This window comes from Stieleria neptunia (assembly GCF_007754155.1).
Lineage (GTDB): Bacteria > Planctomycetota > Planctomycetia > Pirellulales > Pirellulaceae > Stieleria > Stieleria neptunia.
Map to the genome: position 1 here is coordinate 5,440,684 of NZ_CP037423.1, position 13,090 is coordinate 5,453,773.

At 55.6% G+C, this 13,090-nt stretch carries 12 protein-coding genes and 1 tRNA gene; 7 read left to right on the forward strand and 6 right to left on the reverse strand.

Annotation, left to right across the window (positions count from 1 at the left end; genetic code table 11):
* The first annotated feature begins 9 nt into the window (after positions 1-9).
* The gene (locus tag Enr13x_RS18780) at positions 10-1,221 is read left to right on the forward strand and encodes a glycosyltransferase family protein (protein ID WP_145388485.1); all 1,212 of its coding nucleotides are present in this window, start codon (positions 10-12) and stop codon (positions 1,219-1,221) included.
* A 47-nt stretch (positions 1,222-1,268) separates the two neighbouring features.
* A complete protein-coding gene (locus Enr13x_RS18785; RefSeq protein WP_145388486.1) occupies positions 1,269-3,020 on the forward strand; it encodes a sugar phosphorylase in 1,752 nt (583 codons plus the stop codon).
* Between the two features lie 248 nt (positions 3,021-3,268).
* On the opposite strand, the gene Enr13x_RS18790 is transcribed toward Enr13x_RS18785, so the two are convergent.
* Positions 3,269-3,940 (reverse strand): hypothetical protein, encoded by a 672-nt coding sequence (locus Enr13x_RS18790; protein WP_145388487.1) that lies wholly within the window; start codon positions 3,938-3,940, stop codon positions 3,269-3,271.
* A 1,216-nt stretch (positions 3,941-5,156) separates the two neighbouring features.
* On the opposite strand from Enr13x_RS18790, the gene Enr13x_RS18795 reads away from it, so the two are divergent.
* The 5 genes from Enr13x_RS18795 (at position 5,157) to Enr13x_RS18810 (ending at position 10,084) form a co-directional block, all read left to right on the forward strand.
* The gene (locus tag Enr13x_RS18795) at positions 5,157-6,650 is read left to right on the forward strand and encodes a site-specific integrase (protein ID WP_145388488.1); all 1,494 of its coding nucleotides are present in this window, start codon (positions 5,157-5,159) and stop codon (positions 6,648-6,650) included.
* Positions 6,651-6,866: 216 nt separating this feature from the next.
* Complete coding sequence (locus tag Enr13x_RS18800; RefSeq protein WP_145388489.1) at positions 6,867-8,321, forward strand: GIY-YIG nuclease family protein; 1,455 nt, start codon at positions 6,867-6,869, stop codon at positions 8,319-8,321.
* Positions 8,266-9,366, forward strand: coding sequence for a DUF6602 domain-containing protein (locus Enr13x_RS18805; protein ID WP_145388490.1), 1,101 nt, complete (start codon positions 8,266-8,268; stop codon positions 9,364-9,366). Before Enr13x_RS18800 ends, Enr13x_RS18805 begins: the two co-directional genes overlap by 56 nt.
* A gap of 323 nt (positions 9,367-9,689) precedes the next feature.
* The gene (locus Enr13x_RS38075) at positions 9,690-9,848 is read left to right on the forward strand and encodes a hypothetical protein (protein ID WP_197456150.1); all 159 of its coding nucleotides are present in this window, start codon (positions 9,690-9,692) and stop codon (positions 9,846-9,848) included.
* Positions 9,845-10,084: a hypothetical protein gene (locus Enr13x_RS18810; protein WP_145388491.1), complete on the forward strand. Its 240-nt coding sequence runs from the start codon at positions 9,845-9,847 to the stop codon at positions 10,082-10,084. Before Enr13x_RS38075 ends, Enr13x_RS18810 begins: the two co-directional genes overlap by 4 nt.
* Positions 10,085-10,237: 153 nt before the next feature.
* Here the strand turns inward: Enr13x_RS18810 and Enr13x_RS18815 are convergent.
* From Enr13x_RS18815 to pth, 5 genes are all read right to left on the reverse strand, one after another.
* A tRNA-Leu gene (locus tag Enr13x_RS18815) sits at positions 10,238-10,319 on the reverse strand.
* Positions 10,320-10,609: 290 nt separating this feature from the next.
* A complete protein-coding gene (gene rplI, locus Enr13x_RS18820; protein WP_145388492.1) occupies positions 10,610-11,143 on the reverse strand; it encodes a 50S ribosomal protein L9 in 534 nt (177 codons plus the stop codon).
* A gap of 98 nt (positions 11,144-11,241) precedes the next feature.
* On the reverse strand, positions 11,242-11,754 hold the full coding sequence (ssb, locus tag Enr13x_RS18825; RefSeq protein WP_145388493.1) for a single-stranded DNA-binding protein: 513 nt from the start codon (positions 11,752-11,754) through the stop codon (positions 11,242-11,244).
* 145 nt (positions 11,755-11,899) lie between these two features.
* The gene (gene rpsF, locus Enr13x_RS18830; protein ID WP_145388494.1) at positions 11,900-12,310 is read right to left on the reverse strand and encodes a 30S ribosomal protein S6; all 411 of its coding nucleotides are present in this window, start codon (positions 12,308-12,310) and stop codon (positions 11,900-11,902) included.
* Positions 12,311-12,407: 97 nt separating this feature from the next.
* Positions 12,408-13,055 carry an aminoacyl-tRNA hydrolase gene (pth, locus tag Enr13x_RS18835; protein WP_145388495.1) on the reverse strand — a complete coding sequence of 216 codons (648 nt, stop codon included), beginning with the start codon at positions 13,053-13,055 and terminating at the stop codon, positions 12,408-12,410.
* Between the last annotated feature and the right edge of the window lie 35 nt (positions 13,056-13,090).

Genomic DNA, 13,090 nt, shown 5'->3' on the forward strand with positions numbered 1-13,090 from the left:
GCGAACACCATGGCGGACTTTTCGCAGAACGGAATTATCGGAACGCTTCACAACCTGCGAAATCGCTCCACTGACGAGCTCGAGTCAGAATTGGTGCAGTTTTCCGCTGAGACCCCGATGGCGTTGCTGTTGCCGTGCCTGTACTCGGAACTGGAAGGCCCGGCGATGGGGCCGATCGTCGAAGCGCTGGCGAAGATTCCCTACCTGAGCGAGATCATTATCGGGCTCGATCGAGCCAACGAAGAACAGTTCTACGCCGCCAAACGATTCTTCGAAAAACTGCCGCAAAACCACGTCGTGCTCTGGAATGACGGGACACGGCTGAGACACGTCGATGCCGCGCTGCAAGCCGAAGGACTGGCCCCGATGGACCCGGGCAAGGGCCGAAATGTCTGGTATTGCCTGGGGTACTTCCTGGCATCGGGACGATCCAAAGCCATCGCACTGCACGACTGCGACATCCTGACCTACGATCGTTCGATGCCCGCCCGACTGCTGTACCCGCTGGCGCATCCGTCATTCCACTATCAGTTCTGCAAAGGCTATTACTATCGTGCCGCCAACGGAAAACTCAACGGCCGCGTGTTCCGGCTGCTGGTCGTGCCGTTGATCCGTGCCCTCAAGACGGTGCTGGGTCGCGTCGAATACCTCGACTACATGGGAAGTTTTCGCTACGCGCTTTCGGGCGAATTTTCGATGCGCTCCGAAATCGTCACCTCGTTGCGGATCCCCAGCGACTGGGGACTGGAAATCGGCACGCTGTCGGAAATGTACCGCAATTGCAACTTGAATCGGATCTGCCAGGTGGACATCGCCGACGCGTACGATCACAAACATCAACTGGTTTCCGAAGACGATCGCACCAGCGGGCTGCATCGCATGGCGACCGACATCTGCAAAGCCTTTATTCGAAAACTGGCCGTCCAAGGATTCGTGATCAGCAACAGCATGCTGCGAACCTTGAAAGCCTGTTACTACCGTACAGCACTCGACGTCGTGGATCATTACCACAACGACGCCGTGATGAGTGGACTGAACCTGGATCGACACCGAGAGGAAAACACGGTTGAATTGTTCAGCCGTGTCATCGTTGCGGCGGGAGATGAATTCCTCAATCGTCCAGACGAAAGTCCCTTCATCCACAACTGGTCCCGCGTGACCAGCGCGGTGCCGGACATCTATGACCAGATTCTGGGTGCTGTGGAGGCAGACAATGCCTGAAACAAATCGCTCCAACTTTGATTATCCCGCTTTAAGCAATCGATTCCATGGCTTCTACGGACACTGACGACTCGCCCGTTCGCGCGCAACTTGCTCAACACCTCGGTTTCCTTTACCCCGACTCCAATGCCGAGCGACTGGCCGATCAGGTCATCGCGATCTTCGACCATCTCGAAGAACAACGCCCATTGCCGCTTCACCAACTTTGGTCGCAGCAGGACTGCCTGTTGATCACCTACGGCGACTCGATCGTCGATGACCATTCGGCCCCGCTGGAAACGCTTCACAGTTTTCTCAAGCAGCACGTCAAAGACTCCATCTCGGCCGTTCACGTGCTGCCGTTTTGCCCGTTCAGCTCCGACGACGGGTTTGCCGTGATCGATTACACGCAAGTCAATCCCAAGCTGGGCGACTGGTCAGAGATCTCGCAAATCGCCGATGACTATCGATTGATGGCCGATATCGTCATCAACCATGTGTCGTCGGAAAGTCAATGGTTCGAGAATTATCGCAAGGGAGTCGAACCCGGGGCGTCCTACATCATGGAAGCCAATGTCGGCGACGATCTGTCGGAAGTCGTCCGCCCCCGCGCGTCATCACTGCTGCGACCGACCGAAACGTCCGACGGCCTGAAACATGTCTGGTGCACCTTCAGCCACGATCAAGTCGACCTGGATTTCCGCAACCCTCAGGTCTTGCTGGAGTTTCTCAAAATCATCCGGCTGTACCTGGAACACGGCGTCAGTATCTTTCGGCTCGATGCGGTCGGGTTCCTCTGGAAGCAACCGGGAACCACATGCATGCACCTGCCCCAGACGCACGAAGTGGTCAAACTGATCCGCACGGTCACCGATTTCTTTGCACCGGGAACCTTGTTGATCACCGAAACCAATGTCCCCAACCACGAAAACCTGACGTACTTCGGCAACCGCAACGAAGCCCACGTGATCTACAACTTCAGCCTGGCGCCGCTGCTGGTGCACTCGTTGTTGACCGGCAAAACGGAGTACCTGAAGCGCTGGATGATGACCATGCCTCCGGCGCCGGTGGGCTGCACCTACCTGAACTTCACCGCCTCGCACGACGGCATCGGCATGCGGCCGGCCGAAGGTTTGTTGTCCGACGAGGAACAATTGCAACTGGTCGAGACCGTCCGCCGTTTCGGCGGACGCGTTTCGACGCGAAGGACCGCCGACGGTGGCGAACGCGTCTACGAATTGAACGTGGCGCTGTTTGATGCACTGCGGGGCACGGTCAAAGGCGAAGACCCCTGGCAGGTGGAACGTTTTTTGTGCTCGCAAACCGTGATGATGGCACTCGAAGGCATCCCCGCATTCTACATCCACAGCCTGCTGGCCACCCCGAACGATCAAGCCGGTGTGGAAGCGACGCAAATCAACCGCGCCATCAATCGGCACAAATGGGATTGGCAGGAATTGCAACGGCAACTGAGCGATGAAGGATCGGTGCACCATCAAGTGTTCGGCGAATTGACCCGCCGCATCAGTTTGCGCCGGCAGATGCTACCGTTCCACCCCAACGCGACGCAGTTCACACTGCAACTCCACGATCCATTCTTCGCGTTCTGGCGGCAAAGCACCGACCGCAGCCAAAGTGTTTTCTGCGTGAATAACATGAGCGACACGGTGCAGGAACTACGCCTATCCGACCTGAACCTGATCGCGATGGATGCCTGGCATGACGCCATTTCGGGAACCCGATTCGACGATCAAAACGCCGTGCTGAACGTGGCTCCGTATCAATCGCTGTGGATCACCAATCGCCCCGCTTCCCCGTGAACGGACATCTTGGTTCCCGTCGTCGATGTGACTTAAAACCGTAGGGCATGCTGTGCATGCCGATTGGTAAGAAACGCAAGATCTTCCCATCGGCCTGGACGATCGGGTCTCCAACGCCCAACGATGGACAAAGCATGATCCGAGTCAGCAACATGTTTCGTCGAGTCGTGCTTGGGGGAAAGCTGAAATGCGACGAGCGCTAGGAGAATCTTCAAACAATACCTCTCAGGGCCACCGAGCGCCCGCGATCAGCGGACCGAGAATTTTGATTTCCCCTTCGGACAACGCCGCAGGCTCAGCTCCCGTGCGTCGCTTGATTCAGAGCGTTCCGCACGCATTGCCTCGGAGAAGACTCCACAAGCGAGCAACAGTATCCCAAAACCGCAAGCCAGCGCACCGGGAATCGCTGGCCAAATCCCCCGCGGTGGGTCAGGAATCGCGGTGTAGCCAAACGTCACCATCGCAATTCCGCCGCCGAGACAAAAGAACCAGGATGTGCACTCATAGGCGCGCCCGCATCGTGGTCGTCCCGTGAGAAAGGAAGTGACGTAACCACAAACAGCGGTGACACAAAACAACACCGAGAGAACGATCACGAGATGCCGAATATTGACGACGTCGGGCAGCGGAATGTTGATCTTTGGAAGCAGCAATGCAAACGTCAGGGCCGGTGCCCAAAGCAAGAACGCAATCGCGAGCAATGCACGTGAAAGCTCAAAGAAGAATCGGGGTCGTGCAATGGCGAAGCATCCAAAGCGACGAATATTTCGCGCAGCATCGTACCCAATGAACGCGGTTCCAACGCATCCCGTCATCCACAGCGTCAACCAACCTGCCCATGCCATCACCACGTTCTGCACCCAACCATTCAGCTCGAACAAGACGGGCATCATCACGCCGAACCAGGCAAACCACCCCATCGGCATCGCCCATCCAGGGGACACACGACGATTTTCGAAGAGGGTGTGTATCAGATTCATTGGCACAGCATGTTTCGAATGAACCACGGACCGCGGATGACAGAGCGATGGCCGAAAAAACTTAACTCCCCCCGTCCGATCGTTTTCCGGGAGCCTCGTTCAGCTCGGCGCCAGCGGACAGAAACCAAGTCGGAACGATTAGCAATAGATTTAACACAGCGTAACAGACGGCATTGAAAACCACACCAATCTCAATGAGGTCCCAGGTTGAAAACCAGTGTCGGTCACTGAGGTTCATTTTCGTGGAAACCCCATGCCAGGCGACCATTGCGATCGTGGGCCCAGCGACAGCGAACAACCATCGACGCCAGTTCTCCAGGCCAAGTGACCGAGCGATGACGTGAACGGTCAGGGTAACGCTGCCAACAAACGCCAATCCCCTGACGGGCCACCAGCGAAGAAATGCCCGCATGCCGAACGCTTCGGTTGGCATCTCCATGCTTGATTCATGGGCCTCAACGATCGTCACCGTCGAGGCCGCATGGGGCATGCCCAGAATTGAAGTGCAAACTGCGACAACAGCCACGACCGCAAGCAAAGATCGAATCGTCATTCCGCTCTGCCACACGATGGGATAACGGCGGCGTTCCGTCATGTGCAACGACTTGCCGAGTCGTTACCGAACAGCCGGTAACCGCTTGATCCTAACAGATCCCGTGACGGTGGCGGAATTGAATTGAACCGACTGATGCAGGGTGGCACTGACCAGATGTCGTCCTGGGCCAAGGAACGATGGGACGAATGCGACCGATGGGACACATCGGACCGGTGAGACGCGGATGACCGATTGGTCTCCGAGGTCTGCTTGGTCTCGGGCGGGAGGCTGAACGAGTCGATCTGACATCGGTGATCGGGGCCACTCGCTTCGCGCCGCGCACAAAAAAGCCGTTTCTCCTGGCAGAGAAACGGCATAGGGCTGACAGGAGTCGAACCTGCACTTCCGAAGAAACTGGAACCTAAATCCAGCGTGGAAACGCCTATCCATTATAAGCAAGACACGCAACAACCTGGCACAACCCAGAATTTTCCCAGTAAGATTGCCAAGGCAGGTCAGAGGGGGTAGATTCATAACCCCCAAAGAGCCGGCCACCGACCGAGCGGCAACTCGATCGATGGCCCACGTCAAACCTCAGCCAATTGCCTCCGAGGTCGAACGATGCCGCAGATTACCATCACACAAGCCCTTTTTCGTCAGCTTGACGATCAAACCGACTACGATGCCGACGGTGGTCACTGGAAGTATCCAGGCAGCGGCAAGATCACCATCGACGGCAAGTGCTATCGAGCCCGACAACTCTGGTGGGCTCACAAAAACGACGGCCAATACCCCACCCGCATGGGATCAATCTGCAAGGTCGCCGGATGCTGTAATCCGGATCATTGGTTCGACGCGTCGAAGTCTCAACGCCCGCCCTGCACGATCGAGACGGAAGTCAAATATCACTCCCGGCATGGTTACTACTACGTCGCCAACAATCTCACCGGAGGCCGGCAAGTCTCCCTGGGCAAGGATCGAGCGATCGCGGTCAATCAATGGCGTGAGGGTAGGTCGATCCTGCAGAGCGGTCTGCCATGGAGTCCGATCACTTCGGCAAGTCATCACAGCTACACGGTAGGCGCCGTGGCAACGGCCTACCGCTTGGCGTTAGCCGAGCGACTCCAGAAAGGGCAGGTCAGCCCCGAACATGTTGCCTGCATGAAGGGGAGATGTGACCGTCTGGTGAAGTATTTTGGAGCAAAGACCTTGGTCGCAGCGCTCACGCCGAAACACTTCGACGCGGTCAGCGAACAGGTCATGATCAGTCGCGTCGATGGATCACGCCGGAACTGGAAAGGCTATCAGTCCGAGATCTCCAAGATGCGGCATATCCTCACATGGGCGAGGAAACAAAACTTGCTCCCCGCACTGCCCGACTATGGCTCCAACTTCCCAATGGGGCGACAGGCATACGAACGCGAGGCAAACCGCCAACGGCGCACCAAAGGCGTCAAGATCACGGAGTCCCGTGTCAAGCTGTTTCAGCGGCCCGAAATCACCGCCATGTTGGACGTCGCAGACGATGACGTGAAGGCATGGATTTACATTGGATTGAATCTTGCCCTCGAGAACAAAGAACTCAGCTATCTATGCGCTGGGGACTTTTCGCAGGACAGCGCAGGGGAATGGTGGTTTGGAGAGAACCGCATCAAGAGCGGTGAACCCCGATTGGCTCACGTCTGGCCTGAGACGATCGACGCGGTCAAGGCGGCTATGAAAGTCCGGCCGGAACCGGCCGAAGACGAATTCGAGGATCGACTGTTTCTGAATGCCCACGGGCGACCGCTGAGGCCCGAAGTCAGCAACGTCCAATTCACGCGGCGGTTTCGTTCATGCATGGAGTTGGCAGACTGTTACAAGGCATACCGAGGTTTCCAATCCTTACGTCATACGTTCCGGACTTACGCCGGCAACTGCGGCGACACCGAGGCAGTTGAATGGGTGATGGGCCATGAGACGTTTGGGAAGGAATTCACGCGTGAATCATCCACGTACACGCATGCGATTGCACGCACGCGACTGATGGCGGTCAGCAAGGCCGTACATGATTGGCTGACCGGCAAGGGCGCCGAGTCGGCAGCAGAACCAATGGTGCAGACATTGTCGTTCTGAGAATCCCAAACTTTTCTGTGGGGGCGTACTAGGTCTCAATCAAGCGAACGCTTGATTGAGACCTAGGGCAGCGTCCCGACACCGAGCGGCCGGCGGATCGAGGGCATCGCCAATTCTGCAAAGCCCGGGGGCTATTGGAACGCACCTAGCGAGGGGCTATGTTGTTACCCCACATATGTTGATTCTGCATCGTCGAGGAATTGGGGAGAAAGGCCGATGGAGTCCGATCAAAAACAAACAAGGTACTGCCCAGAGTGTGGATCAAAGGTCGTCTCGACTGAAGACAAATTCCAATCGCCACAGATTTGCCCTAACTGCAAAACGCGTGTTCTCTTCCTAAACTACTCGCGAGAACCGATCCCAGCGATTCAGGACGAAAGTGGGAACATAAAGACTCGCGACCCCAAAATCGATCAAAAACTGGCAATCATGATCACAGGGACAGTCCTGTTTTTGTTGCTGGTCGGTCTGGTCGCCTTTATCTCGGGACAATTGACCCTGTTTTTCGCGATTGGTTGCTTAATGTTCGTAGGCGGGGTTGTCGCGATCAGCGTTTTCTTAGACGGGCAAAGCAAGATTGCGGCACTCAACGAGGCCAGCGACGAACTTGATTCACGCGTGCGGTTCCACGAACAGAACCAAACGCGCCTGGTCCACGCCCATCAAGGATTGAAAACAAACTTCGACGCTTTGGTCGCTGTTGCCCGATCCAACCTTGATGCCGAGTTTGAGCAATTGTTGCGAGACGCAAAAAACGACCGGGAGGCTGCCGCGTTCGAATACGAAACCGCTTCGGAACATGCGTCCGCCGCGTCCGCAATTAGCAAGCGACTGTTTACCGAGGTCCGTAGGAGTATCAAATCTCGTCTTACGCCAAACAATTACGCGACACAAAAAGACCGGTTTTTGAAGACCGTCGCGTTTTGCGAGAAGAAAGGTTATCCCATCGATCAAGCAACCATCGATGAGTTTGAAGTCGAGTTAAAAAAGGACTATGAAGAGGCCGTTAGGGCACAATTTGCGAAAGAAGAGCAAGCGAGAATCAAGGAGAAAATCCGCGAAGAGCAAAAGGCAGAGCGTGAGCTTGAACGTGAAATGAAACGTTTGGATGCGGAACGACGGGCAATCGAAAAAGCGATTGCCGCTGCATTGGAACGCACGCACGATGAACACTCGACAGAAGTCGAAGAATTGCGTCGCAGACTGGCTGAAGCAGAGGCGAAGTCAGCACGTGCCATGTCAATGGCTCAACAGACCCGCGCCGGAAACGTCTACGTGATCTCGAATTATGGTAGCTTTGGCGAAGGGGTGTTCAAGATTGGTTTGACGCGCCGACTTGAGCCACTCGACCGCGTCAAGGAACTCGGCGACGCTTCGGTACCGTTTCCGTTTGATGTCCACATGATGATTTCGAGCGATGATGCCCCGTCACTCGAAGCTGCACTACACCGCGAGTTCAAGTCAAACCGTGTTAACCGAATTAACCTTCGAAAGGAGTTTTTTCGGGTGCCGATTGACGAGATAGCCGAAGCGGTTGAACGCTGCCGCGCAAAGGTAGATTACATCGCAGAACCCGAAGCACTCGAATACAACGAGTCGTTACGGATGACAGACGATGACTTTGAGTTTGTGTCTTCGCAAGTTGATCCAGAAACCTTGGCAGAAGATTGATCGACACGCAGAGTTCAGGGTGTTCCGTTCTGCGACTTTGTTGTGGCGCGTTGCCAATGCCGGCCGGGTGGTTGATCGCGACCGAGCGTTTCATTCAGAGGGCTGGGAGTGGGAGGGGGTGATGTCGAAATTGCGAGTATTTATGCGTGTTCCCAGGCAGAGACGCGAGTTGGGCTCAATTCCACCACTTGAAGGTCAGGACTCGCTACTTTTGTGGATCGATGAACTCGCCAAGGTGCTCCAGGCTGAGGCACGTTTGGCCGGGTTGCTAGGGCATGGTGCCATGGTTGGCAATGCAAGAGAGTTCTTTGTGCAGCGCGTACTTCGAACTGTCGTTCCGCCAAGGTTACATTTTGGGACAGGGGTCATTGTTGACGCAAACGGAGGCCGATCAAAGCAGATTGACGTCATTGTGTATGACCCGGACTTTCCCGTTATGGAAACGCAGCCGGGCCAAGGGCTCTACCCTATTGAAGGTGTTATTTGTGCAATTGAGGTCAAGTCTCAAATCGACAAGCCCAAGCTTCACCAAGCCATCGAAAACTGCTACTCAGTGACTTCATTGTCGCCGTTTGAAGGAGCTGGTTTTCGGCCTTCAACTGCGGTATTCGCGTACGACACGACGGTGAAAGGAAAAGAAGCATTTGCTGATCATGTTTCAGAATGGATTGACTTAAAGAATGTGCATCTTGAAGACTGCAATAGGCTTCCCGAGATGATTGTTGCGGGTTCAAAGCTCGGACTTTGTCGGGGCGGATGGTTCCACAACGAGTTGGCAGGTCAGGACAGGAAGAAGATCGACAAGGCAAGTGGAAAGCACGCGGAAATCCTGTTTGCGGCCTGGGAGGTCGGGAATCCATTCGCATGGCTATTGATTAACCTGCTTCTCTATTGCACTGTGAGGGCATCCGAGTCGCACAAAGCAGCATTTGAAAGATACTTGCCAATTAGGCAACTCTTTGATCGCGACTTAGACGGAAGAGAATACTGCTACCACGTAGCGCAATGGAAAAATCGGCCGCGTGCAGATGACGTTGGAGAGTGAAACCAAGTAGCCCAGCGATTCCCAATCAAAGCCAGAGGAGCAGTAGCGAGCCAGTGATAAACGAAATTCTACAGTCCATCAGGCAAGGTCTTGACGAACGCGTACGCAATCCGCTCCCAGGGGCATTTGTCATCGCATGGTGCATATGCAACTGGAAGGGAATTGCGGTTGTCTTCAGCGACGAGTCGTTCGCAAGCGAGATGAAACTGCTTTCCGAACTTTATCCAGATTTTTGGTACACAAATTGGCAGACTTGGATTCTGCCCCTGGTCCTTTCAGGCGTTTACGTTCTAGCTAGTCCCTGGATCACTTATGGAGTGTCCATGTATACGACGCACGTAAACAACAAGAGCAAAGAAAAGAAACTGGAATCCGACGCGAAACTTTTGAATCTCCGTGTGTCAAACGCTCAGAAGAGACATGACTTGTCGTCCTATGTGTTCGACCAGTCGGCAGGGGCGGAACAAATCGAGATGAGTTGAACGAAAAAATGGACGAGATGCGACAGGAAATCAGACGACTTGAAACACAAATCGAAGCAATCAAGAAGGAACGCGATTCATTTAAGAATACACAAGCCTCTAATGGGGCGGATCTACAAATGCAGATAGCGAAGCTTTCAATGTCAGCCGATGAATTAAAGGCGGAGAATAACCGACACAAGGAAACGATCAAGTCGCTCAAGGATCAACTACACGCAATCAAAAATTTTGAGTGAGTGTGTCCGTGCCGACGAAACCATGCAAATCGGTGTGTTGCGTGCGGGTCAGACTTGCCTGAAACCCCGTGCAAACGGCATCTTCGTGTGGACTGGATCGGGCCGAAACCAAACGAAAAACGCCCGCCGACATTAGCCGGCGGGCGTCATTCATAGCCGAGACAGGAATCGAACCTGCACCTCCGAAGAGACCGGAACCTAAATCCGGCGCGTCTGCCAGTTCCGCCACTCGGCCATTGTTTTTTGGAAATCTGCCCGGAACTGCCGGCATTTGCCAGCAGTCAACGGCATATCAAATTCGATTTTTCCGATAAGAACCTCGACATGCTGTGAACTTCGCTGAATCTACGTAAATCCAGCATGTCCGCCACAGCCCCTGATGAGCAATCGACGTGGCCGCTTGTGCCGCCGGGTGATGACGGCAGCGGTCACGGGCTCCCACCGGTCCTTGGCAGGGTGACCGGTGGGGTGGTTGGGTGTCGAGTGACGAAGGTCGTCGGCGACTTTCGTCTCGATCCCGCTGGATCAGGAAACGGCGGCGTCTTCGGCGGCGGTGGGCACGACCCAGACCTTCAAATTGGCTTCGACTTCGCTGTGCAGGTAGACACGCACGGTGTACAGACCGAGTTCGCGGAGCGGGCCGTCCAAACGGATCTGGTCGTTGGCCAGGCTGAAGCCGGCTTCCTTGAGTGCCGCGGTGATTTCGTGCGGTCCGACGCTGCCGTACAAGTGGCCTTCGTCGTTGGCATTGGCTTCGATCGTGATCGACTGCTTGCCGAGTTCGTCTGCCAGGTCGCGATAGCTCTTGAGTTTTTCCAGTTCGATCGCACGCAGTTTTTCGCGGTGCTTTTCCACCATCCGCTTGTGGTGCTCGGTCGCGATCGTCGCCATGCCGTGCGGCAGCAGGTAGTTGCGTGCGTAGCCGGCTTTGACTTCGACGATGTCACCTTGCTTGCCGAGGTGTTCGACGTTGTGAATCAACAGGAGCTGGATCCCACCGTGTTCGCCTTTGGGCAATCGTTTGTAGGGTCGTTTAATGGTTCGGCCGTTGCGTGACATCGTTGTGCTCTGGCGATAGGTTGAGTGGGTGGTTGTTGACAAAGGAGGACGAACCGGGGCGTCAATGCCCGGGGACGTCTACGATACTGTTGTTTGGTTTAAAACGGAATATTGGGGTCTTCGTAACCGGCACCGTTCCCGGTCGGCTGGGCATCGCGCGCCCCCGAATCGGTGGAATAATCTTCCACGGATTGCGAATCATAGCTGACTTGGTTTTCAGCCGTCTGACCGCCGGACCGCTGCGCCGGGCGTTGCCCCGTTCGCTGTTCGGATCCGCCGCCCGAGCGTGAGCCGAGCATTTGCATTTTTTCGCAGATCACACGCAACTTGCTTCGCTTCTGGCCGTCGGTTTCCCAGCGGTCGAGTTTCAACCGGCCTTCGATCAAAACCGGCGATCCCTTGGACAGGAACTCACTGGCCACCTCGGCGTTCCGTCCCCACAAGGTGACATCGACAAACGTCGGTTCATCGACCCATTCGCCGCTGCTGGTCTTGCGGCGATCGTTCACCGCAACGGTCACGTCGGAAACGGCTTGACCGCTGGGGATGTAACGCAATTCGATATCACGCGTCAAATTCCCAACCAGAATGACGCGGTTGTAGCTGGCCATCGTAGTCCTGTGAGTTGCTGGGAAAGTGAAAGGAGGTAAAAAAACGTGGTCGTCCCGGCCCGAACCGGCTGCATCGCCGCGGGGACCATTGTAGGCAAACCGCGCCCACCGGCCAGGGACCAACCGCCCGAATGGGGAATCCCGATCAGGAAGCCGATTCGGTCTCGGCGGGCTTGTCGCTGGATTCTTCCGCTTCGGCCGCGGCGTCTTTGCTGACGACGGGCGTTGCACCACGGGCGTTGGCCAGGATCGGCTCGACCAAACGCGGGTCCAGCTTCAGCGTCATCTGACGCAGCACGGGTTCGCACAGGTGGAAGGCTCGATCCAGCTTGGGAACTTCGCTGCCTTCCATTTCGAAGTAGGTCAACCAGTAGGTTCCCTTTTGGTGGCCGTCGATCGGATAGGCGAGCTTTTGCTCCATCCACAAACGATTGACTTCGACTTTTCCGCCGGCTTCGGTGATCAGATCTTCGATCTGCTTGCTCACTCCGCCGGGGTCGCGGGCGTAGTGGTTGCTATCGAGGATGCAGAGGGTTTCGTAAGTGTTTTTGGCCACGACTTTTCTACTTTTCTACTTGCTACGGTTGGCTCCAGCCTGATTTGCGAAACGCGATCGGGCTGATGCTGCTGTGAAACGGGGACGATGATTTGAATTAGGGTTGCTGCTGGCCGACGGATCGCGGATCGCTTGGGGACCGATCGGACGTTTTCTTTTGTTTCGGTTTGGAATCAGCCGCCGGATCACCGTTGAACTGACTCATCGTGCGATCCACTCCATCGGTGACAAAGCTGATCACGGCGTGGGCCGCGCGGGTTGTCGCCGCGTCGAATGTATCGCGTTCGCTCTTGGAGAATTTCCCCAAGACATAATCGGTCACCGTCCAACCTGCCGGAGGCCGTCCGATGCCGACGCGAAGCCGCGGAAACGACTCCGAACCGAGATGCCGGATGAGATCCTTTATCCCGTTTTGGCCACCGGCACTGCCCGATGGCCTGATCCTTAACCGGCCGCTGTCGAGATTCAAATCATCACAGACGACCAGGATATCACTCAAATCCAACTTATAAAAGTCGAACGCTTTGCGGACACTTTGCCCACTCGCGTTCATGTACGTGTGGGGGCAAAGAATCACGACTTTCTCCCCGCCGATCGAAGACTCCGCCAATTCGCCTTCGAATTTAATCTTTGGCGTCCCGGCGCGAGTCAGCACGGCAACCTTTTCGGCCACGATGAAACCGACATTGTGCCGCGTTTGTTCGTATTTTCGACCGGGGTTGCCCAGTCCAACGATTAGCTTCATCGCACTGTCGAAGGGCCCAAGGCCGGTTGGCCTTG